Origin of the sequence: Mesorhizobium sp. PAMC28654 (assembly GCF_020616515.1) — a bacterium.
Lineage (GTDB): Bacteria > Pseudomonadota > Alphaproteobacteria > Rhizobiales > Rhizobiaceae > Mesorhizobium.
The window spans coordinates 4,122,105-4,143,857 of the sequence record NZ_CP085135.1 but is presented as its reverse complement, the minus strand read 5'-3'; the positions used below and the strand labels follow the sequence as shown (position 1 = coordinate 4,143,857).

The 21,753-nt window shown below is 62.8% G+C and carries 20 protein-coding genes and 1 pseudogene; 12 read left to right on the top strand and 9 right to left on the bottom strand.

Annotation, left to right across the window (positions count from 1 at the left end; translation table 11 throughout):
- Positions 1–43 precede the first annotated feature (43 nt).
- The 3 genes from acnA to LGH82_RS20250 all read left to right on the top strand — a co-directional run bounded on the left by acnA (position 44) and on the right by LGH82_RS20250 (position 4,833).
- A complete protein-coding gene (gene acnA, locus LGH82_RS20260) occupies positions 44–2,734 on the top strand; it encodes an aconitate hydratase AcnA (RefSeq protein ID WP_227344435.1) in 2,691 nt (896 codons plus the stop codon).
- 381 nt (positions 2,735–3,115) lie between these two features.
- A complete protein-coding gene (locus tag LGH82_RS20255; protein ID WP_227344434.1) occupies positions 3,116–3,940 on the top strand; it encodes a DUF1223 domain-containing protein in 825 nt (274 codons plus the stop codon).
- 506 nt (positions 3,941–4,446) lie between these two features.
- Positions 4,447–4,833 carry a DUF2794 domain-containing protein gene (locus tag LGH82_RS20250; RefSeq protein WP_227344433.1) on the top strand — a complete coding sequence of 129 codons (387 nt, stop codon included), beginning with the start codon at positions 4,447–4,449 and terminating at the stop codon, positions 4,831–4,833.
- 60 nt (positions 4,834–4,893) lie between these two features.
- On the opposite strand, the gene LGH82_RS20245 is transcribed toward LGH82_RS20250, so the two are convergent.
- From LGH82_RS20245 to LGH82_RS20230, 4 genes are all read right to left on the bottom strand, one after another.
- Positions 4,894–5,499 carry a GNAT family N-acetyltransferase gene (locus LGH82_RS20245; RefSeq protein ID WP_264484401.1) on the bottom strand — a complete coding sequence of 202 codons (606 nt, stop codon included), beginning with the start codon at positions 5,497–5,499 and terminating at the stop codon, positions 4,894–4,896.
- A gap of 82 nt (positions 5,500–5,581) precedes the next feature.
- Positions 5,582–6,361 carry a Bax inhibitor-1/YccA family protein gene (locus LGH82_RS20240; protein WP_227344431.1) on the bottom strand — a complete coding sequence of 260 codons (780 nt, stop codon included), beginning with the start codon at positions 6,359–6,361 and terminating at the stop codon, positions 5,582–5,584.
- 228 nt (positions 6,362–6,589) lie between these two features.
- Positions 6,590–9,139 (bottom strand): ABC transporter permease, encoded by a 2,550-nt coding sequence (locus LGH82_RS20235; protein ID WP_227344430.1) that lies wholly within the window; start codon positions 9,137–9,139, stop codon positions 6,590–6,592.
- The gene (locus LGH82_RS20230; RefSeq protein ID WP_227344429.1) at positions 9,139–9,834 is read right to left on the bottom strand and encodes an ABC transporter ATP-binding protein; all 696 of its coding nucleotides are present in this window, start codon (positions 9,832–9,834) and stop codon (positions 9,139–9,141) included. The genes LGH82_RS20235 and LGH82_RS20230 overlap by 1 nt, the downstream gene beginning before the upstream one ends.
- Before the next feature lie 94 nt (positions 9,835–9,928).
- On the opposite strand from LGH82_RS20230, the gene LGH82_RS20225 reads away from it, so the two are divergent.
- A complete protein-coding gene (locus tag LGH82_RS20225; protein ID WP_227344428.1) occupies positions 9,929–10,573 on the top strand; it encodes an arylesterase in 645 nt (214 codons plus the stop codon).
- Positions 10,574–10,711: 138 nt separating this feature from the next.
- Positions 10,712–11,305 (top strand): RNA 2',3'-cyclic phosphodiesterase, encoded by a 594-nt coding sequence (gene thpR, locus LGH82_RS20220; RefSeq protein ID WP_227344427.1) that lies wholly within the window; start codon positions 10,712–10,714, stop codon positions 11,303–11,305.
- Here thpR and LGH82_RS20215 read toward each other — a convergent pair.
- Positions 11,212–11,727, bottom strand: coding sequence for a low molecular weight protein-tyrosine-phosphatase (locus LGH82_RS20215; RefSeq protein ID WP_227344426.1), 516 nt, complete (start codon positions 11,725–11,727; stop codon positions 11,212–11,214). The two genes, thpR and LGH82_RS20215, sit on opposite strands and share 94 nt — an antisense overlap.
- A gap of 53 nt (positions 11,728–11,780) precedes the next feature.
- Here LGH82_RS20215 and LGH82_RS20210 point away from each other — a divergent pair, with 53 nt between their 5' ends.
- The 3 genes from LGH82_RS20210 to LGH82_RS20200 all read left to right on the top strand — a co-directional run bounded on the left by LGH82_RS20210 (position 11,781) and on the right by LGH82_RS20200 (position 13,348).
- A complete protein-coding gene (locus LGH82_RS20210; RefSeq protein ID WP_227344425.1) occupies positions 11,781–12,077 on the top strand; it encodes a 4a-hydroxytetrahydrobiopterin dehydratase in 297 nt (98 codons plus the stop codon).
- Positions 12,078–12,217: 140 nt separating this feature from the next.
- Positions 12,218–12,580: a YkvA family protein gene (locus tag LGH82_RS20205; protein WP_227344424.1), complete on the top strand. Its 363-nt coding sequence runs from the start codon at positions 12,218–12,220 to the stop codon at positions 12,578–12,580.
- A gap of 264 nt (positions 12,581–12,844) precedes the next feature.
- Positions 12,845–13,348, top strand: coding sequence for an invasion associated locus B family protein (locus LGH82_RS20200; RefSeq protein WP_227344423.1), 504 nt, complete (start codon positions 12,845–12,847; stop codon positions 13,346–13,348).
- A 69-nt stretch (positions 13,349–13,417) separates the two neighbouring features.
- Here LGH82_RS20200 and LGH82_RS20195 read toward each other — a convergent pair.
- Positions 13,418–14,769 (bottom strand): annotated as a pseudogene (locus LGH82_RS20195) (chloride channel protein).
- A gap of 191 nt (positions 14,770–14,960) precedes the next feature.
- Here LGH82_RS20195 and rlmN point away from each other — a divergent pair.
- Genes rlmN through LGH82_RS20175 form a run of 4 tightly spaced genes read left to right on the top strand, consistent with a single transcriptional unit; the run spans position 14,961 to position 17,858 of the window.
- Positions 14,961–16,196 carry a 23S rRNA (adenine(2503)-C(2))-methyltransferase RlmN gene (rlmN, locus tag LGH82_RS20190; RefSeq protein ID WP_227344422.1) on the top strand — a complete coding sequence of 412 codons (1,236 nt, stop codon included), beginning with the start codon at positions 14,961–14,963 and terminating at the stop codon, positions 16,194–16,196.
- An 11-nt stretch (positions 16,197–16,207) separates the two neighbouring features.
- Positions 16,208–16,636 (top strand): hypothetical protein, encoded by a 429-nt coding sequence (locus LGH82_RS20185; protein ID WP_227344421.1) that lies wholly within the window; start codon positions 16,208–16,210, stop codon positions 16,634–16,636.
- Positions 16,633–17,124 carry a hypothetical protein gene (locus LGH82_RS20180; RefSeq protein ID WP_227344420.1) on the top strand — a complete coding sequence of 164 codons (492 nt, stop codon included), beginning with the start codon at positions 16,633–16,635 and terminating at the stop codon, positions 17,122–17,124. The genes LGH82_RS20185 and LGH82_RS20180 overlap by 4 nt, the downstream gene beginning before the upstream one ends.
- A gap of 50 nt (positions 17,125–17,174) precedes the next feature.
- Positions 17,175–17,858 (top strand): GNAT family N-acetyltransferase, encoded by a 684-nt coding sequence (locus LGH82_RS20175; protein WP_227344419.1) that lies wholly within the window; start codon positions 17,175–17,177, stop codon positions 17,856–17,858.
- 15 nt (positions 17,859–17,873) lie between these two features.
- Here the strand turns inward: LGH82_RS20175 and LGH82_RS20170 are convergent, their stop codons facing one another.
- The 3 genes from LGH82_RS20170 to LGH82_RS20160 all read right to left on the bottom strand — a co-directional run bounded on the left by LGH82_RS20170 (position 17,874) and on the right by LGH82_RS20160 (position 21,504).
- Positions 17,874–18,545: an outer membrane protein gene (locus LGH82_RS20170; RefSeq protein WP_227344418.1), complete on the bottom strand. Its 672-nt coding sequence runs from the start codon at positions 18,543–18,545 to the stop codon at positions 17,874–17,876.
- Between the two features lie 98 nt (positions 18,546–18,643).
- On the bottom strand, positions 18,644–19,285 hold the full coding sequence (locus tag LGH82_RS20165) for a LysE family translocator (protein ID WP_227344417.1): 642 nt from the start codon (positions 19,283–19,285) through the stop codon (positions 18,644–18,646).
- Between the two features lie 137 nt (positions 19,286–19,422).
- The gene (locus LGH82_RS20160; RefSeq protein ID WP_227344416.1) at positions 19,423–21,504 is read right to left on the bottom strand and encodes a putative bifunctional diguanylate cyclase/phosphodiesterase; all 2,082 of its coding nucleotides are present in this window, start codon (positions 21,502–21,504) and stop codon (positions 19,423–19,425) included.
- Positions 21,505–21,753 lie beyond the last annotated feature (249 nt).

Genomic DNA, 21,753 nt, shown 5'->3' with positions numbered 1-21,753 from the left:
CGTCCGTTCCCTTTCAGGCTGAACAGACAAGGACGGATCGCACGTGTCAAAATCCCTCGATAGTTTCAACTGCCGCCGCACCCTGACCGCGGGTGGCACCGAGTATGTCTATTTCGACCTCATCGAGGCCGAAAAGAACGGCCTCACTGGTATCGCCCAGCTGCCCTATTCGATGAAGGTGCTGCTCGAAAACCTTTTGCGCAACGAGGACGGCCGCTCCGTCACCAAGGAAAGCATCCAGGCGGTTGCCGGCTGGCTGACCGACAAGGGCACCGCCGGCGTCGAGATCGCCTATCGCCCCGCCCGCGTGCTGATGCAGGATTTCACCGGCGTTCCCGCCGTGGTTGATCTGGCAGCCATGCGCGACGCCATGGCCTCGCTCGGCGGCGACCCGCAGAAGATCAATCCGCTGGTTCCCGTCGACCTCGTCATCGACCATTCCGTCATCGTCGACGAGTTCGGCACCCCGATGGCTTTTGCCCGCAATGTCGAGCTCGAATACGAGCGCAACGAGGAACGCTACAAGTTCCTGAAATGGGGCCAGCAGGCGTTCCGCAACTTCCGCGTCGTGCCGCCCGGCACCGGCATCTGCCACCAGGTCAACCTCGAATATCTCGGCCAGGTCGTCTGGACCAACACCGAGGATGGCGAAACAACCGCCTATCCCGACACCTGCGTCGGCACCGATTCGCACACCACGATGATCAACGGCCTTGGCGTTCTCGGCTGGGGCGTCGGCGGCATCGAAGCCGAGGCGGCGATGCTTGGCCAGCCCGTCTCCATGCTCCTGCCCGAAGTCATCGGCTTCCGCCTCACCGGCAAGCTAAAGGAAGGCGTCACCGCCACCGACCTCGTGCTCACCGTCACCCAGATGCTGCGCAAGAAGGGTGTCGTCGGCAAGTTCGTCGAGTTCTTCGGCCCAGGTCTGTCGAACATGACGCTGGCCGACCGCGCCACCATCGGCAATATGGCGCCGGAATATGGCGCGACCTGCGGCTTCTTCCCCGTCGACAACGAAACCATCCGCTATCTGACCATGTCCGGTCGCGAGGAGAGCCGCATTGCGCTGGTCGAGGCCTATGCGAAGGCGCAAGGCATGTGGCGTGAAGCCGGCTCGGCCGATCCGGTCTTCACCGACCTGCTCGAGTTGGAACTCGGCAGCGTCGTGCCGTCAATGGCCGGCCCCAAGCGCCCCGAGGGCCGTGTCGCGCTGGAAGGCATTCCGGAAGGCTTCGCCAAGGCGATGGAGACCGAATACAAGAAGGCAGCCGAGATCCACAAACGCTATGCCGTCGAAGGCACCGACCATGATCTCGGCCATGGCGACGTCGTCATCGCCGCCATCACCTCCTGCACCAACACCTCGAACCCGAGCGTGCTCATCGGTGCGGGCCTGCTCGCCCGCAACGCCAATCGCCTCGGTTTGAAGCAGAAGCCGTGGGTGAAGACTTCGCTGGCGCCCGGCAGCCAGGTGGTCGCCGAGTATCTGGAGAAGTCCGGGCTGCAGAAGGAACTCGACCAGATCGGCTTCAACCTGGTCGGCTTCGGCTGCACCACCTGTATCGGCAATTCCGGCCCGCTGCCGGCGCCTATCTCCAAGACCATCAACGACAAAGGTCTGATTGCTGCCGCGGTCTTGTCGGGCAACCGCAACTTCGAAGGCCGCGTCTCGCCCGACGTGCAGGCCAACTACCTCGCCTCGCCGCCGCTGGTCGTCGCCCATGCGCTGGCTGGGACCGTCACCAAGGACCTGACCACCGAGCCGCTCGGCGAGGACAAGAACGGCAATCCGGTCTACCTCAAGGACATCTGGCCAAGCTCGGCCGAGATCCAGGAGTTCATCGAGAAGAACGTCACCCGCGAGCTGTTTGCCCGCAAATACGCGGATGTCTTCAAAGGTGACGAACACTGGCAGAAGGTCCAGGCGCCGGAAGGCCAGACCTATGCCTGGGACGACAACTCGACCTATGTGCAGAACCCGCCCTATTTCGCCGGCATGACCGCTGGCTTCGGCAAGATCGGCGACATCAAGGGCGCCCGCGTCCTCGGCCTGTTCGGCGACAAGATCACCACCGACCACATCTCGCCGGCGGGCTCGATCAAGGCGGCCTCGCCAGCCGGCAAATACCTCATCGATCATGGCGTCGGCGTCGCCGACTTCAACCAGTACGGCACGCGGCGCGGCAATCATGAGGTGATGATGCGCGGCACCTTCGCCAACATCCGCATCCGCAACCACATGCTGGGCGAGAATGGCCGCGAGGGCGGCTACACCATCCACTACCCGTCGAAGGAAGAGGAATCGATCTACGACGCGGCGATGGAATACAAGAAGGAAGGCGTGCCGCTGGTGATCTTCGCCGGCGTTGAATACGGCAATGGCTCGTCGCGCGACTGGGCGGCCAAGGGAACAAATCTCCTTGGCGTCCGCGCCGTCATCGCCCAGTCCTTCGAGCGCATCCATCGTTCGAACCTGGTCGGCATGGGCGTAATCCCCTTCGTCTTCGAGGAAGGCACGTCATGGGCCTCGCTCAATCTCAAGGGCGATGAGCTGGTCGAAATCGACGGACTGAGCGCCATCAAGCCACGCCAGACGATGACCGCCAGGATCACCTATGGCGACGGCACGGTGAAGAACGTGCCGATCATCTGCCGCATCGATACGCTGGACGAACTCGACTACTTCAAGAACGGCGGCATCCTGCAATACGTACTGCGCGATCTGGCAGCTTAAGAGCAGGGATTAAGGCAGTAGGCCGTAGGGAAGGACACGCCTACTGCCTTCTGCCTACTGCCAGCCTTCGCACTTCGCGCACGCCCAGAGCCCAGCCGCGAGAAAAGCAAGGTTGCTCAATGTATTGACTGGTTCGAACCAAAGTTCCGGACGGTCCGCTTGCAACAGAGATCGACCGGGGCCAGGAGATATCGCCACATCGTTTGTTGTTGCCCGATCTGTCTCCCGGCCGGAGGTTTCCGCTGCCTCCTATTGTGCCTTCGTGGCTGATGGCAATGGCAAAAATTTCACCGCAACGTGACTTCCCGTTGACTGTTGCTTCTGCCACATATTCCGCCAATCATAACAAGGCCGGCGCCACCGGCGGGAATCGGAACGACCATGGCATTTCGAAGACTCTTGCAGCTAGCGGTGTTCGCGCTGGCGGTCTCGGTGTTTGCCGGATCGGCGGTTGCCGGCCAGAGCGACCGACCCCAGTTCAGCCGGCCGCAGAGCGACCGACCCACGCTCAGCACCCTTCCGATTGACAAGCCGCAGGCCGACAAGCCCCTGGGCGTGGTTGAGCTGTTCACCAGCCAAGGCTGCAACTCCTGTCCGCCGGCCGACGAGTTCTTCGCCGAACTGGCCGCCCGGGACGACATTGTCGCGCTCGCCTACCACGTCGAATACTGGGATTATCTCGGCTGGCAGGACACGTTGAGCCGCAAGGAGAACACCGATCGGCAGTATGACTACATGCGCACCTTCGGCAGCCGCTCCGTCTACACACCGCAAGCCGTCATCAACGGTCGCGTCCACGTAAACGGCGCCAGCCGCGGCGAGGTCAACGGCTCACTCAACCGCCTGGAGAAGGCCGGCGAGGGCATGCGGGTCAGCGTCAAGGTCAGCAGGACAAGCGACCGTGTTATCATCGACACCGGCGACGCCGGGTCGGGCCCCAGCGACGCCCATGTCATTATCGTCTACTTCGAGCCTCCGCAGACGATCAAGATCGGCAAGGGCGAGAACGTCGGCCGCAAGATGACCTACTGGAATTCGGTCACAAGCATCCAGACCGCCGGAATGTGGCATGGCAAGGCACAGCGCTACGAATTGCCGATGACCGAGATTTCCAAGAAGGGCGGCTCCGCGGTGCTGCTGCAATCGGTGGGCAAGGATGGCCTGCCCGGCCCCATCCTGGGCGCGGCTTTCATCCACAAGCCGTAGATCGCGGCACTCGGACCCCTGCAAGAAGCCGGCAGGTCATCCGAATGCCCCGGCACGCAACGCGATAATATTGGGCAGTCTAACCCCACAAAAATCGCCGCGCTGCACTTCAACTGAACTGACGCAGACATGAAAAGACCGACGTCAGCTTGCTTCTGACGTCGGTCATTTGAGTTTTGGGATCGTCGCTCTCGATTTTTCCAAGAGATAAACCGAGGTTGGTTCGATCCGACGCAGACCCGTGGGCGGGGGGCTTGGGGTTTACGAGCCGGTGCCGGACCGAACCGTCTCAGGCAACACCGGTAAATTCGTCGGACATTGGGGCATGAGCGCGGATAAAAAAAGGCAGAAATGTGGCGAAGCATCACCAATTCCAACAGGGCGCGTTACAAAAGTGACTGGACGTGCCGGAATAGCGCACCACCGCCTCGCCTCGCCGGGTCTTGCAATTGCAGCGCGAAGGGGCCAACTTTGGTTGGCAAAGATTCATTTTGAGGGATCGAGGCATGACTGATGACAGCGGCGGGACGGGGGATGGTGACGCATCCGCGATATTGATCCCGCTGTATGAGGCGCGACGCGAGCGCCTCGACCAGCCGGTGCGCTTCGAGCGGCGTGAACTGGACCAGATCCTCAGGCTCTACGGACGCATGGTCGCCGCCAATGAGTGGCGCGACTACGCCATCGACCATCTCACCGACAGGGCTGTGTTTTCCGTCTTTCGCCGCGCCAGCGAAGTGCCGCTGTTCCAGATCGTCAAGGATCCGAAACTCGCCCGCAAGCAGGGCGCCTTTGCCGTCATCGCAGCAGGCGGCCGCATCCTCAAGCGCGGCCAGGAACTCGGCCGCGTGCTTGGCGTCTTCGACGGCAAGCTGAAGCTGGTGCAGGCTTAAAGCATGATCCCGTAAAATGGGGACCGGTTTTTCGTCAGGAATTTCGTAAAAATCAGGCTCTTATTTTTGCTGGCGGAATTTCCGTTCCGGCAGTGAGTCCGGATCAGGCGGAATCGACGCCCCACCGTTCATCGCCAGTTGCATGAACACCGTGTCCAGCCACCGCCCATGCTTGTAGCCGGAGCCTTCGAGGTGCCCTGAATGGCGAAAGCCAAGCTTTTCATGTAGCCGAACCGAGGCGCTGTCCGGCCGGCCGTCGCCAATCACCGCGACGATCTGGCGAAAGCCCGCCGCCCGCGCGGCCTCGATCAGATGCCGCATCAACAACAGGCCGACGCCCTGGCCTTTGGCCTCTGGTGCGACATAGACGGAATCCTCGACGATGAAACGGTAGGCCGGACGCGGCCGGAAGGGCCCGGCATAGGCATAGCCCAGCACGGCACCGCCCTTTTCCGCTGCCAGATAGGGGAAGCCGCCAACCGAGAGCACGTCGAATCGCGCGCCCATCTCGGCGCGGCCGGGTGGCTCCAGTTCGTAGCTCGCCGTGCCGTGGGCCACGGCGTCGGCATAGATTTCGGTGATGGCGTCGAGGTCGGCCGAAGACGCCGCCCGTATCGTGAGCATGCTCATTCCTTGTGCAAGCCTTCTATCTGCCTTCGATAACAGCAAGGACCGGCACAAAAGAAAAGGGCGGCCATTGGGCCGCCCTTTCCAAACTCGATGGTCCAGTCAGACCATGATGCCCGCTTTAACGGCGGTCGCCCATGAACTGCAGCAGAAACATGAACAGGTTGATGAAGTCGAGATAGAGCCTCAGAGCGCCCATGATCGCCTTGCGGCCGGCGACATCCGTGGCATCACCCTCGTAATACATCTCCTTGATGTTCTGCGTGTCGTAGGCGGTCAGGCCCGCGAAGACTAGCACGCCGATCGCCGAGATGGCGAAGGTCAGCGCCGACGACTGCAGGAACAAGTTGATCAACGACGCGATGATGATGCCGAACACGCCCATGATCAGGAACGAGCCCATGGCCGACAGGTCGCGCTTGGTCGTGTAGCCGAAGAGCGACAGCGCGCCGAAGGCCGCGGCGGTGGCGAAGAAGGTCTGCGAGATGCTGGCCGTGGTGTAGACCAGGAAGATCGACGACAGCGACAGACCGACCAGGCCGGCATAGACCCAGAATGTCGTCTGCGCGGCCGAAACGCTCATCGACTGGACGCGGAACGACAGGAACAGCACGGCGGCCAGGGGCGCCAGCATCACCACCCAGCGCAGCGGCGAGCCGAAGATCGCGTAGCCGAAGGAGGTCAGCATCTCGCCGCTTGGCAGCGTGGCCACGGCGGCGGCCGGATTGGTGGTCGTGGCCAGCATGATCGTGCCGATCGCGGCAAGACCCGTGATGAGGAGGCCAAGCCCCATCAGATTGTAGACCTTGATCATGTAGGCGCGCAGGCCCTGATCGATGCCTGCATCGACGCCGGCGCCGGGCACGGCGCGCGTCTGATAGTTGCGAATGGGTTCAGCCATTGGAGTCCTCATATTGCTTCTGCCCCGTCGGGTGTCAGGTCCTTTCGGACCCAGGCGCCGCTGGCAGGGCTCCAGCATGCCTATGGCGAAATATGATGGTTCTTGGTGTCAAGAACAAGTCCGTAACCGGACTGTAATGCTTCGTGAGGCGCACGCAATGCTGTTTTCGGCCTGTAGAGGCTCATTATGACTCAAATTTAACCAAGCCGCGTCGCCGACAGTCGAGGATCAGAGGTTGCGCAGCACCGGAGCGGCCTTCTGCCCGAGCACCCGCCAGGTCCCGGCAAGGCCCATGCCGACCGTGATCACCAGCGAAAAGACAATGGTCGCCACCGCCACTTCCGGCATGAAATGCGAGGGCAGCGTCATGATCCTAGCGACGACGAACCACGCGGCGACGCTACCCGCCGCCAGGGCGAAAACCGCGGTGGCGAGCCCGATCAGCATGTATTCCAGCGAGAAGGCCGATATCAGCGTCCTGCGGGTCGCGCCAAGCGTCTTCAACACTACCGCGTCATGGACACGGGCCCGGTTGCCGGCGGCGAGCGCGCCGGCCAGCACCAGTACCGACGCGATCAAAGCCACGCCGGCCGCGGCCCGGATCGCCGTGCCGAGCTGGCCGACCAACCGGTTGACGACATCGAGCGCGTCCTTGACCCGCACCGTGGTCACCGCCGGGAAGGCGCGCGTGACGGCATTGAGAAGACGGGCGTCATCCACCGTCGAGGCATTCTTTTCGGTCAGTGTCGCCATCCAGCCATGCGGCGCTCCGGCGAATGTGTTGGGCGAGAACACCATGACGAAATTGATGCCCATCGTCTCCCATTGCACCTGCCGGAAATTGGCGATCTTCGCGGTGACGTTGCGTCCCAGCACATTGACCGTGATGGTGTCACCCAGCTTCAGCCCGATCTGCTTGCCTTCCTCGGCAGAGAACGACACCAGCGGCTCTCCGGTATAATTGGCCGGCCACCACGTGCCCTCGGTCAGCGTGGTGTTTTCGGGAAGTTTTTCGTCATAGGTCAGGCCGCGATCGCCTTTCAGCACCCAGGCGCCTTCGGCGGGAACCTTCACCTTGTCGACGTCGACGCCGTTCAGCGCCATCACCCGGCCGCGCAGCATCGGCACCTTGACCAAGGTACCTTGCGGCGCCTCCTTGTTGACCAGCGTGGCGAACGCATCGACATCGCTGCTCTGGATGTCGACAAAGAAGAAGTTCGGCGCCTTTTCAGGCAGGCTGCCGGAGATCTGCTGCCTGAGATTGCCGTCGATCAGCGCCAGCGTCACCAGCAGCGTCAATCCGAGCCCCAGCGACAGCACGACCGAGGGTGTCAGGGCGCCAGGGCGATGGATGTTGCCGATGGCGAGCCGGAGCGCGACCGAGCGCACACGCGGGCTCTTCCTTGCCGCCCATTGCACCAGCGCGCCGACAAGGCGCAGCACCAGGAAAGCAAAGATGGTGGCGCCGACGAAGATCGAGGCGATGCGGCGGTCGCCGGAAAACAGGATGGCCAGCGCCGCCAGCAGCAGCGCGATGCCAAGCGCCGCGACGACATAGCGGGCGCGCGGAAAGCCACGGCCTTCGAGCCCCATTTCACGAAACAGCGCGGTGGCCGGCACATCGCGGGCACGACCGAGCGGAAGAAGAGCGAAGGCGAGCGTCACCAGCAGCCCGAACAGCGCCGCCATGCCGAGCGCACCGGGATAGAAGCCGCCTTCCGCCGGCACTGGAATGACCGACCGCAGGGCAGCGCTGGCGGCGAACGGCATCAGTGCTCCGAGAACGAGGCCGAGCGCGATGCCAAGTGCAGCAATCATCAGGATCTGCACCAGATAGACGGTGAAGACGAAGCCGCCCGAAGCGCCCAGGCTCTTGAAGGTGGCGATGACGCCGCGCTTGCCGTCGAGATAGGCGCGCACCGCATTGGCCACGCCAACGCCGCCGACCACCAGCGCCGTCAGCCCGACCAGCGTCAGGAACTGCGAGAAGCGCTCGATGTTGGAGGACAGCGCCGGTGCCGCGTTGCCGCGCGTGCGGATCGACCATCCCGCCTCCGGAAAATCCTTTCCAGCCTGATCCTGGATTTCCTTGATGCCAGCCTCGCTGGTGTCGGCGGGCAGTCGGATCTTGTAGGCGTTCTCGACCAGGCTGCCCGGCTGGACCAGGCCGGTGGCGGCAAGCCCATCCGTCGAAATCATCAGCCGTGGCGCGAAACCGAAACCCTCCGACACCGCGTCCGGCTCGGTGACAAGCCTGGCGCGCAGTTCGAAAATGGCGCTGCCGAGCTTCAGCCGGTCGCCCAGCTTGATGTTCAGCCGCTCGAACAGCAGATCGGGTGCCGCCGCGCCGAAGACGCCGGACCTTTCGCCGAACAGGTCCTGCTTCGACAGCGCGGGTTCCGTCTCCAGCGCGCCGTAAAGCGGGTAGGCATCGTCGACCGCCTTGGCCTCGACCAGCGCCTGGTCGGAACCGTCTTCGAGCCGTGCCATCGAACGCATGTTGGCGCTGTGCGACACCGCGCCCAGCCCATCAAGGAAGGCGCGTTCCGGCCCTGTCGCGTCGCGCTGGTTGATCTGGAAGCGCAGATCGCCGCCAAGCAAGGTCTGGCCCTGGTTGGCGACCCCGGCGGTGATCGCCCGCGCCACCGAATTGACGCCACCGATCGCCGCGACGCCAAGGGCGATGCAGGCAAGGAAGATCAGGAAGCCGGACAGGCCGCCGCGCATCTCGCGCAGCGAGAACCGGACGGCGAGCTTCAGCGTCTGCGAAAGCGGCATCAGGCCGTCACCTTGACGGGCACGGGCGTTTCGATACGGCCGGAGCGCATCGAAACCTGGCGGGTGCAGCGCGCCGCAAGTACTGGATCATGGGTGACCAGCACCAGCGTCATGCCGCGCTCGGCCGCCTTGGCGAACAAGAGATCGGCGACCTGTCGCCCCGTCGCCTGGTCGAGATTACCAGTCGGTTCGTCGGCGATCAGGATGCGCGGCGACGGCGCCAGCGCCCTGGCAATCGCCACGCGCTGCTGTTCGCCGCCCGACAATTCGCCGGGATAATGGGTGACGCGATCGCTCAGGCCCACCGCCGCCAGTTCACGGGCGGCAACGCCGAACGGGTCGGCATGGCCAGCCAGTTCCAGCGGCACCGCGACATTTTCGAGCGCTGTCATGTTGGGGATCAGGTGGAAGGACTGGAAGACGATGCCTATGTTTCGGCCACGAAACGATGCAATCTGGTCTTCGGTCTTGTCGTTCAACAGTTCGCCAGCGATTTGTATCGTTCCCGAATCGACCCGCTCCAGGCCGGCCAGAACCATCAGCAAGGTCGATTTGCCCGAACCTGATGGGCCGACAATACCCGTCGCCTCACCGGATGCGACATTGAGGCTGACGCCCTTCAGCACATGGACGGAAGACGCGCCTTCGCCGAGCGTCAGCGATATGTGTTTCAGCGCGATGACGGCTTCTGTCAAAATCAAATCGTCCTATATGGGAGGGAGAAGGTCGGAACCTGCTTTGCCAAAGGCCTTCGCCAGAGAATATCCTCGGTCATATGGGGCCTGCCGCATGTCTTTCAAACACACATTTGCCGCAGCCTTCATCCTTTTCCTCGGCATTTGCGGCGCCATTTCGTCGGCGCGCGCCGAACCGTTCAAGATCGTCGGCTTCGGTGACAGCCTGATGGCGGGCTTTGGCCTCGGGCCCGACCAGGGCTTCACCGACAAGCTCGCCGCCGCATTGCGGGCCAAGGGTCTTGACGTGACGGTCGCCAATGCCGGCGTCTCCGGCGATACGTCGAGCGGTGGCATGGCGCGGCTCGACTGGTCCGTGCCCGACGGCACGCAACTGGTCATCCTGGAACTCGGCGCCAACGACATGCTGCGCGGCGTCTCGGCCGATATCGTCAGAAAGAACCTGGACGAGATGCTCGCCAAGTTGAAGCAGCGTAAAATTGCCGTGCTGCTGGCGGGCATGCGCGCCGCGCCCAATCTTGGCCCTGACTACCAGAACGCTTTCGACGCGATCTTTCCGGACCTGGCCAGGAAATACGACGCGGCACTTTATCCGTTCTTTCTCGACGGCGTCGCCGGCCAGCCAGCCCTGCAGCTAGAGGACGGCATGCACCCGAACGCACACGGCGTCGACCAGATGGTCGAGCGTATTCTACCCACCGTTGAAAAGGCCATTGCGTCCGTACAGGGCGGATCCTGAGATTTGATGACACGCCCAGGTCACCTTCCGCCTGGGAAACTTTTTTGCAGGAACTGTGACCAACAAACATCTTGCCCCACTCGAATATCGATGATTCGCTAGGGGGTACAGTTCGATTCGAGGAAGGGAGGCTCATTCATGCCGCGTCTTTTCACCGCCCTCGAAATTCCGCGTGACGCCGCCCTTTCGCTGTCCCTGTTGCGGGGCGGCCTGCCGGGGGCCCGCTGGATCGATGTTGAAAACTACCACATGACGCTGCGCTTCATTGGCGATGTCGAGGGCCATATCGCCGACGAGATCGCCAACGCTCTTGACCGGGTCCACCGCCCGTCCTTCTCCCTGAACCTGTCCGGCGTCGGCGCCTTCGGCCAGAAGAAGCCGCATGCCGTGTGGGCCGGCGTTTCCGCATCGCCCGACCTTGCGGCGCTGCAAGGCGAGATCGACCGCATTTGCCAGCGGCTCGGCATTCCCGCCGACCCGCGCAAGTTCATGCCGCATGTGACGCTGGCGCGCTTACGCAATTCGAGCCCGCTCGACGTTGCCCAGTATCTGTCGGCACGCGGCAATTTCTCGACGCTGCCGTTCCGTGTTGGCCGCTTCGTGCTGATGTCGTCGCGCGATTCGGTCGGCGGCGGCCCCTATATCGTCGAAGAGGCCTGGCCGCTGTCGGCCGACAGCCGCGCCTCAAGCCGTATCGACAACGCTTCCGACGCCGTGCGGATCATGCGGTAGACGGAGGCAAACGCTTCCGGCCCGTCGTAATAGGGATCCGGCACGTCATGTGGCCGGCCCTCCGCCAATTCCAGGAACAGATGGATGCGGTCGCGCATGGCGGCAGGCGCCAGCGCCTTGAGATCGGCGACATTCGACCGGTCCATGCCGAGAATGAGGTCGAAGCGGGAGAAGTCGTCCAGCGTCACCTTGCGTGCCTTCTGTCTGGAAATATCGACGCCGTGCAGCGCGGCGATCGCGATCGAACGCCCGTCCGGCGCCTCGCCGGCATGCCAGCCGCCAGTGCCCGCCGAATCGATCAGCACGTGTCGATCCAGCCCACACTCCGCCAGGACGGCGCGAAAAACGCCTTCCGCCAGCGGTGAACGGCAGATATTGCCGAGACAGACAAAAAGAATAGACCCTATGGGCTTCGCGCTCATCGATCCGACGCTATCTATGTGACGACTTAGTCGAAATAGCATGGGAGGCGAACATGGCGAGAGAGAAACTGGGCAAGGACGCGATTGCCGAGGCATTGGCCGGCCTTGAGGGTTGGTCGTTGGCCGCGGATGGCGGCGCCATCAAGCGCACTTTCACATTCAAGAACTTCTCCGAGGCCTTCGCCTTCATGACCCGCGTGGCGCTGGCAGCGGAGAAGATGGACCACCACCCGGAATGGTTCAACGTCTACAAGACGGTGGATGTCACATTGAACACACACGATCTCGGCGGCCTCAGCGTGCTCGATTTCGAACTGGCGAAGAAGATGAACCGCTATTTCAGCGGCTGAGTGCCTGCCGCGCGTGCTCGCGATTGAGCCGCGAAGCGCAAATCGGCGGCGGCATCTTGTAGCGGACTTGCGCTTTCACCACATTTTCCCCTGCAACCCGTGCGGGAAACAATGCGCGCGGGCACCGCAAGGAGAAACTGATGGCGCAAGAATCCGGTTTTGATTTCTTCGGCTTTCGCGACAGGCTGGGCGACGAGAACGAAGTGCGCGAGAAATTCTGGCGCACGGCGAAGAAGGCCGCGCGCCACATTCCGTTCATGGAGGACGTGGTCGCCGCCTACTACTGCGCCATGGACAAGAACACGCCGCTGCGCGCCAAGGGCATTTTGCTGGCCGCGCTCGGTTATTTCGTGCTGCCGTTTGATGTCATCCCCGACTTCATCTTCGGCATCGGCTTTACCGACGACATCGCCGTGCTGACCGCCGCGATCACCGCCGTCAGCGCCCATATCACGCCCGCGCACCGGCTCGCCGCCAAGCAGGCGATTGCCGACAAGAACTGATCGCGCGCGGCACCGTTGATCCACTCACCCAGCGGCAACAGGGACAGTCAAACTCTTGCCGCTTTCGTGGCCTCCAACTCGAAACAGGGACATCGTTGGCCGCTTTCTCAAGCGGCGGCACGGAGACGGCGGTGGTTTACTGGGGTAAGGGTCCTTTTCTTGAGGAAAATTCACCGTTTGGTAACCCAGATTAAATCAAAATGAAGCGACGGGCAGGACGCCAAGCCGGCCTGCCTCCGCACCATTTGGAATACGGGAAAAACGATGCGCGGATTGATAGCTATAGTTTCAAGCCTGGTCCTGGTGGCCGTGACGGCGCCGGCGCTGGCGCAGTCGGCGACCAAGATCGGCCAGCACAATGCCTGGGGCACCTACAGTTACCAGGCGGCGGGCGGCAAGGTCTGCTACGTGCTGACGGTGCCGACCGACAAACAGCCGCCGACACTCGACCATGGCGACATGTTCTTCTTCGTCAGCCAGCGTCCGGGACAGCAGGTGTCCTACGAGCCGCAGTTCATCGCCGGCTACACTTTCCAGGAAGGCTCCAAGGCCACCGTCACCATCGACAAGAAGTCGTTCTCGATGTTCACGCGCGGCAAGTCGGCCTGGGTCGAGAACGCCGCCGAGGAACCGGTGCTGATCGCCGCGATGAAGACTGGCACCGACATGAAGGTGACGGCGAAGTCGGGCCGTGGCAATCCGACCTCCTATGTCTTTTCGCTGAAGGGCATTTCGGCGGCGCTGTCGTCGATCGCCAAGTGCAAGTAGGCAAAAGCCGGCTTTGAATGAAGGGCCGGGCCACGAAGCCCGGCCCTTTTGCTTTCCAGGACCTGCTCCTCAGCCTGGCGCTGTTTCCGGCGTGGCTTCGGCCCGCCGCCGCCTGATGGCATCGGCGATGAAGACACGCGACAGCGCGTGATAGAGCGGCTCGTGCGAGATTATCCGTGCCGTACCGTAGCCCAGCATCGAGGCCAGCATCAGCGCTATGACATTGTCATGGTTGCCGGTCATCTCGAGGATGATGACGAAGGCCGTCATCGGCGCCTGAACCACGCCGGCGAAATAGCCGGCCATGCCAAGCAGCGCCGCAATGCCGCTGCTGGCGCCGAAGATCAGGCCGAGCGAACTGCCGATGCCGGCGCCAACCGCCAGAGACGGCGCGAAGATGCCGCCGGGAATGCCGGAGATCATCGACAACAGCCCGGCCAGGAACTTCTCGGCGAAGAAGAACCATGGCAGCGGAGCCCCCTCGACCGCACTGCGCGCTTGCACATAGCCGGTGCCGAACGTCAGCCCCCCGACGCGATGCCGATGGCGGCCACCAGCAATCCGCAGACAGCCGCCACGATCAGGGCGCGGCGCAGGGGCTGCTGTGTGTGCCAGCGCCGGATCCGCCGTGTCACCTTGAGCGCCAGCAAGGAGAACAGCGCGCCAAAACCGCCGCCGATGACGCCGCAGGCAATCACCAGCGGCCAGGCGGCAAGAGAGATCGTTTCCTTCGACACGCCGAAATAGGTGTAGTTGCCCAACAACCCCAGCGAGGCAAGACCGGCCAGGATCACCGCCGTCAACACCAGCCCGTTGGTGCGGGCTTCATAGGTGCGGCCCATCTCCTCGATGGCGAAGACGATGCCGGCGAGCGGCGTATTGAAGGCCGCCGCGATCCCGGCTGCCGAGCCGGCGAGGATCAGGCCACGCGCCTGTGCCATGCCGCCCCAGCGCGCCACCTGCAGCATCAGCGATGCCCCGACCTGGACGGTCGGCCCCTCGCGGCCGATCGAGGCGCCGCAGAACAGGCCGACAATGGTCAGCGCGATCTTGCCCGCCGCCAGCCGCAACGAAAGAAGGTGGCTTCGATCGTCGTCGTCACGCAGGTGCCGGGCAGCGATCGCCTGCGGAATGCCGCTGCCTTGCGAGCCCGGAAAGAAGGCATGGGCCAGCCACGCGCAGAGAACAAAACCGAGCGGTGTGATGGCGAGCGGCAGGAAACTGCGCCAGCCGCCCTCATTGCCGGTGATCGCATGGAACAGACCTTGCGCCTTGTCGGCCAGCACCGCGAACAGAACGCTGATCAGGCCGATGGCGATAGCGCCGGCCCAGAATACCAGGCGCGGCTGCCAGACACGCCGCGAGCCCCACATCGCGCGCGAACGCCGCAGCATGGGATATTTTCGCGATGTGCGGGCCATGTCGATCCTCGGGAGGGGATGGCGAGCCCTAACACAGGCAGGCGAGCTGTTAAACCGGAAGCCGGCAAGGACGGACAAAACAGCGTGAGCTGCCATATGCCATGACTCCGCCGCCAAGCTGTGCTATGCGCCGCGCTTGTTTTCCGACACTCTGTGGATCGGGTTCGCCTCGTCCCTATATAAGCACCGCCATGACCCTGTCGCTTGATCTCACTGCCGAAGGTGCCCGTGATGCGTTGCGCGCCCGCGCCGCACAGCCCGAAAAGCCGACGCTGATCGGCCTGACCCGCGCCGAACTTGGCGAAGCCTTGGTTGCTTCGGGCATCGTGCCTGAGCGCCAGGCCAAGATGCGCGCCCAGCAGCTCTGGCACTGGATGTATGTGCGCGGCGTCTCCGACTTTGCCGGCATGTTCAACATCTCCAAGGATTTGCGCGCCGAGCTGGACAAGCATTTCACCGTCGCCAGGCCCGAGATCGTCGAGGAACAGATTTCCTCCGATGGCACGCGAAAGTGGCTGTTCCGATTCCCGCCGCGCGGCGCCGGCCGTCCCGTCGAGATCGAGACCGTCTACATCCCCGAGGAAGGCCGCGGCACGCTCTGCATCTCCTCGCAGGTCGGCTGCACGCTGACCTGCTCGTTCTGCCACACCGGCACGCAGAAGCTGGTGCGCAACCTGACGGCCGAGGAAATCCTCGCACAGTTGCTCACCGCGCGGGACCGGCTCGGTGATTTCCCCGATCGCGATACGCCCGACGGCGCCATCGTGCCGGCGGAGGGCCGCAAAGTGTCCAACATCGTCATGATGGGCATGGGCGAGCCGCTCTACAATTTCGAAGCGGTGAAGAAGGCGCTGCTGATCGCCTCCGACGGCGATGGCCTGTCCTTGTCCAAGCGCCGCATTACGCTCTCGACCTCCGGCGTCGTGCCGGAAATCTTCCGCACCGGCGAGGAGATCGGCGTCATGCTGGCGATCTCGCTGCACGCCACCAATGACGATCTGCGCGACCTGCTGGTGCCGATCAACAAGAAGTATCCGCTGAAGGAACTGATCGAGGCTTGCCGCGCCTATCCCGGCCTGTCGAATGCCAAGCGCATCACCTTCGAATATGTGATGCTGAAGGACGTCAACGATTCCATCGAGGACGCCAAGGGCCTGATCAAGCTGCTCAAGGGCATTCCGGCCAAGATCAACCTGATCCCGTTCAACCCGTGGCCCGGCACCAACTACCAGTGCTCCGACTGGGAGACGATCGAGAAATTCGCAGACTACATCAACAATGCCGGCTACGCCTCGCCGATCCGCACGCCGCGCGGCCGCGACATCCTGGCCGCCTGCGGTCAGTTGAAGTCGGACTCGGAGCGCATGCGCAAGGTCGACCGGCTGGCGCTCGAGGCAATGATGATAGCAGGGCACGGCGAGGCGTGAAGCGTCCCGTCGTGAAGCGCCTGGCCACGATTGCAGTGGGCTATGTTGCCGCCGCGCTGACCTCGATCCTTGTGCCTGTGCTTCTGATTGTCCTCCTGGAAGGGATCGAAGAAGGGAACTGGTCCATGGTTTTCCAATTCGACTGGCTGGGTTCCTTCCCGCTCGCCGTGCTGACCGTGATGGTCTGCGCGCTACTGATCGCCGCCCCCGCGATCCTTGTCGCCGAACGGTGGTCGCTTCGAAGATGGTTCTACTTCGCGGCCATGGGTGCGATCACGTCCATCGCATTCGGTCTTTCAACCCCGCGCTCCGCAGGATGGATTGCTTTCAATCCGGTCTTTCTCGGTTTCCTGGCGACAGCCGGCACCGCCGCCGGTTCGGTCTACTGGCTTCTGGCCGGCCGCAAGTCAGGTCATCTAATGCGCCGGGATTTGCGATGAACCGTCTCGTCGCCTACCTCATCCGCTTCGCCGTCATCCTGATTGGCTACGTCGTCGCTTCGCTGGCGGCCAGCGCTTTCCTCAACATCATTTTCCTCGCCTATCTCGGTTTTACGCCGGAGCATGCGGCACAGCCCGCGACGACCGCCTCACTGATGTTCTCGATCCCCTTCGTCGCCCTGTTCGTCGCCTATTTCGCCTTCATGCCGGCTTCGATCGTCATCCTGGTTTCCGAAATCCTCGGCCGGCGCGACTGGCTGTTCTATGCGCTGGGCGGCGCGGTGGCCGCGGCTATCTTCCTTGGGCTCGCCCACCAGACCGGCGACAGCGACTTCGCCGTGTCAGACACCCACGCGATCATGGCGGTGATCGGTTGCGGCATGGTTGGCGGCATCTTCTACTGGCTCAGCGCCGGGCGCTGGGCCGGAAGCTGGCGGCAAGCCGGCGTGCGAACTTTGCAGGAACCTGATCTCGATCGACGCCCCTGATCTCGGCCGACACCCTTGACCCCGGCCTGTTGCTTTCGCATGACTAGACCATGCCAAAAATGCCGCAGCAGGGCGCAAGGTCGCCTCTCCCACCACTTGTCACGCCTCTTGCCGCCCAGCGGCTGAAGCCGGTCTTTGTCGACAGGTGGAGCGACAAGGTTCGGATCCGCACGCTAAAGCCATCCGAGATGACCAACGAGATCGCGGAATGGTTGACCGATCCGGCGGTCATGGAGGGCCTGAACGCGCCGCAAAAGGCGATGGGGCTTGAGGCTTTTCGCGCCTATGTCGGGAGCTTCGACAATCTGAAGCGCAACCTGATGACGATCCTGCGCCAAGCCGACGATGTACCGCTTGGCCTTGCCGTAATGGAGGTTGACCTCAGGCACAGGCTGGGTTCTCTGCATCTGATCGTCGGCGATCCCGAGAACCGGGGCCGGAACATCGCCTTTGACGCCTCGGTCGTCTTGCTCCGGCATTTCTTCCGTGAGCGCAAGCTGGAAAAGATCACCTTCCAGCCCCTGGCGCGCAACAAAGCGGCAATCGCCGTGTGCGAACGGTCCGGACTGCGGCTTGAGGGCACCTTGCGATCGCACCGCATCGACGGCCGCACCGGCAAGCGCCTTGACCAAATGCTCTATGCGCTGACGCTCGAAGAGTACGAAGAGCGCACAAAAATGATCGCCGCGTCGGGCGTGGCCCGTCCCTATGACGGACCTGGCGTTAGCGGTTGACGATCAGCGCCTGCGTTAGAAGCGGTACGCGATACCGAATTTGACGGTGTCGAGAGATGGCTTGAACCGCGCACCTGCCGTACCGCCGGGGCCCGGATCGATTCCGTCGAATATGTAGTGGAGATACTCCGCCTTCAGCGACCACTTGTCGGCCAAAGCGTATTCGGCACCCACACCAAAGACGCCGCCGAACTTCACGCCGGAAAAATCCGAGGTCGAACTCGTGCCCAAGAACGGATAATCGTAATTTGTCGCCTGAAAATGACCGGCCGCCACACCGCCGGTCGCATACGCCAGGAAGCGATCCGACACCGCATAGCCGGCGCGCAGACGCGCCGTCGCTACCCAGTCGACATCATAACTATAGGCTTCACCCTTGCCGCCGGTAAACGCCTCGCTGTCGCCGAAGTCCGTGTTGCCGACACCGACAAAATCGAAATCCCCGACGACACCGTAGACGACGTTTCCGGACTGCCAATCATGGCCGGCATAAATGCCGCCAAGAAATCCGCTTTTGTGGTAGGTATCCTGAAACTTGGTCGCATCGGCATCGAAGCCGACCGACGAGCCGGCATAGCCACCCTCGACGCCGATATAGGAACCGGCCCAGCTATAGCGCGCATCCTGCGCGCCGGCATCGGTGACCAGCGCCAACACGGCGACCGACGCTAGAAATATGCTTTTCATTAGTCCCCCGAAACACCCTCCTGAGTCGAATAGGGGGAGCTCGGACGGGTCGCAATATCAAATGAGCAACAGTGCTAAATTAAATGTTGCGAAAAAGGCTATTTCGCCTGCGCTGTCAGTATCTTGAGGGCAAAGGCCGAGAACACGCCGGCGAACAGATAATCGACGACTCGCGTCACGCGCGGGCTGGCCTTCATCGCAGACGAGAATTTCTCCGCCGCGAACACCATCGGCGCCGTCACCGGGATCGACAACACGATGAACATCGCACCGAGAAAGAACAGCTTTCCCGGCGCATGCGGGTCATGCGCGGAGACGAACTGCGGCAGGAAGGTCATGAAGAACAGGATGATCTTGGGGTTGAGCAGGTTGACACCAAGCCCGGCCGCCCAGCTGCGGAACAGCGAAATCTGGGGTCCCGTCTTCTTCTCCGGCGAAAAGGCCGAACCCTTGGTGATCGCCTGCCACGCCAGGAACACGAGATAGCCGGCGCCGCAAATCTTAAGCGCGAAGAAGGCCATGGGTGAGGCGACGATCAGCGCCGACACACCGACCACCACCAGCGTCGTGTGGACCAGCGTGCCGCACAGCGCGCCGGCCATCGAGGCAAAGCCGGTGGCGCGGCCCTGGCTCAGCGTGCGCGAGACGAACAGCGTCATGTCCGGTCCCGGCGTGATCGCCAGGATAACGGTGGCGATGGCGAACTGGATCAGCGTCGAGGTATCGGGGATGAAGGACATGCGGCGGCCCTGGAGCATAGGTCGGCGGAGCCATACATGATGCGCCGCGCCGGCGCCAGACACGCACCAATGGTCCAGTGCCTCAAACAAAGAGAGAGATAGAGCGGTTCGGCGTTTCCGTGAAACGATGAACGGCTCTACCGCCTCACGCTTATCCTGGGTCGCTCGCCAGGGACCAGGTCATGCGGGACGCGGCGGCTATCCGCCACCCCCGCCAGCAGGATCTGATCGATCGGCTGCGGGCGGCCCAGGAAATAGCCCTGCGCCTCGTTGCAACCCTCGACTTGCAGGATGGCGAGCTGGACATGCGTCTCGACACCCTCGGCAAGCACCGGGATGTCCAGGCTGCGCCCCAGCGTCAGCACCGCTCGAATGATCGCCTTGGCCTGCGGGCTGCGCTCGACATCGGCCATGAAGGATCGGTCGAGCTTGATCTTGTCGAAGGGAAACGAGCGCAATGTATCCAGTGACGAATAGCCCGTGCCGAAATCGTCGATCGCGATCGTGACGCCCAGCGCCTTGATCTGGCGAAGGACATGCAGCGTGCGGAACTTGTCGGCGACGATGGTCGATTCGGTGAGCTCCAGCTCCAGCCGATTGGGAGAAAGGCCGGTTTCAATCAGGATGTGGTGAACCAGCTTGGCAAGATCGGCGTGGGCGAACTGCACTGGCGACAGGTTGACGGCGATCTTGTAGTTGTTGTCCCACGACGCCGCCTCGCGGCATGCGGTCCGCAGCACCCATTCGCCGATTGCAAGGATCGACCCGTTTTCTTCAGCGATCGGGATGAAGTCGGTGGGCGCGATCATGCCGCGTTCGGGATGCGTCCAGCGCAGCAGCGCCTCGTAACCACAGACGGCACCGGTCGAAACCGAAGTCTGCACCTGATAGTGGAGGGAAAGCTCGCCACGCTCGACCGCCTGCCGAAGGTCGATGGCCAACGCACGCCGCGCACGCGCCGTCTCATCCATGTTGGATTCGTAGAAACAGACGGCCCGCGACATGTCGTTCTTGGCCCGATACATGGCAAGGTCGGCGTTGCTGACCAGCCTTTCCCGATCATCGCCGTCTCGAGGATAGACGGCGACGCCGATGCTGGCTCCCGTGGCGATTTCGAAATCGTCGATCCGCAGCGGCTGGAACAATGATTTTTCCAAGCGCGAGACCAAGCCGAGAAGGTCGTTCTGGTCCTTGAAGCGTTTGATCGCGGCAAACTCGTCGCCGCCCAGGCGAGCAACGAATTCCCCTTCTCCAGTCAGCTTTGCCAGTCTTCTGGCAACGATCTTCAGCGCTTGGTCGCCCGCTGCGTGGCCCCTCAGATCATTGATCTCCTTGAAGCGGTCGAGGTCGATCACGATGACCGCCGTCATCGTCTCCTCGTCTTCCCGCGCCCGCTCGATCTCATGGTCGAGGCGATCGTTGAAACTGACGCGGTTGGCAAGGCCGGTGAGCGAATCGTTGAGCGCCAGATGCTGGAGCCGCTCGAAGCTCTCCAGCCGCCCGCGCTCGTCGATCAGATAGCTGGCGAAACCGGTCGCGGCGACAATCAGGCCAACGACGGCGACGGCGACAGCCATCGCCACGAGGATTTCGGGATTGGTGCCCGTGCTGATGAAGGACATCGGCGTCACCGCCACCGCCGCCATCCCCGTGAAATGGAGGCCGACGATCGCCAGCACGAGCAGTCCGATGCCGACATACTGCGCCCGACGGTAGGGCCGGCGTATGGCCTGGCCAATAGCGGCAGCTGAAAAGGCCATTGAAATGACCAGCGACGCCGCGACATAGCCAAGGTCCCATTCGACGATCCCGGCAACGTGGTAGGCCATCATGCCGGTATAGTGCATGGCCGAGATCGCCAGCCCGACAACACACCCGCCCCATTCCGGGGCGAGACGCCGGCTTTTGTCAGAGGCAATGGTGAAGCCCACTCCGGTTCCGGCAACAGCCATGACCAGCGACACCATGGTGAGAATGGGATCGAATGTGATCGGCGCACCGGGCTGGTAGGCGAGCATGGCGATGAAATGCGTGCACCAGATCGAGGAGCCCGCGGCGACGGCGGTCAGGAACAGCCAGCCCTTCATCTGCACGCCCGCGGTTTTCCTGGTGCGGTCGAGGAGACCAATCGTCACCCATGAACCGGTGACGCACATCAGCGCCGCCAGGAGGACGAGCCACAGATTATGCTCCGTGACGATACAGGATATAACGCGCATCAAGAACGGCCCAAGCCTGAGAGTGCCCGTGAGATCGGGCAAAGCAGCTTCGGCACGCCGCCGGCACAGCTTTGGCCTCATTGTTAGCAGCGGGGCGTGAAAACTTGATTAAATGCTGCAGGCAAATGCAGCCCTTGATTGTAGCAGGTTGTTTGCCTGGATCGCCTCGCCACGCCGCCAGGCTGTCGCCAACCAACCACACGCTGGATCAGACGTCAGGTGTCGCGCGCGCTTGCTCGCTTTGCCGTT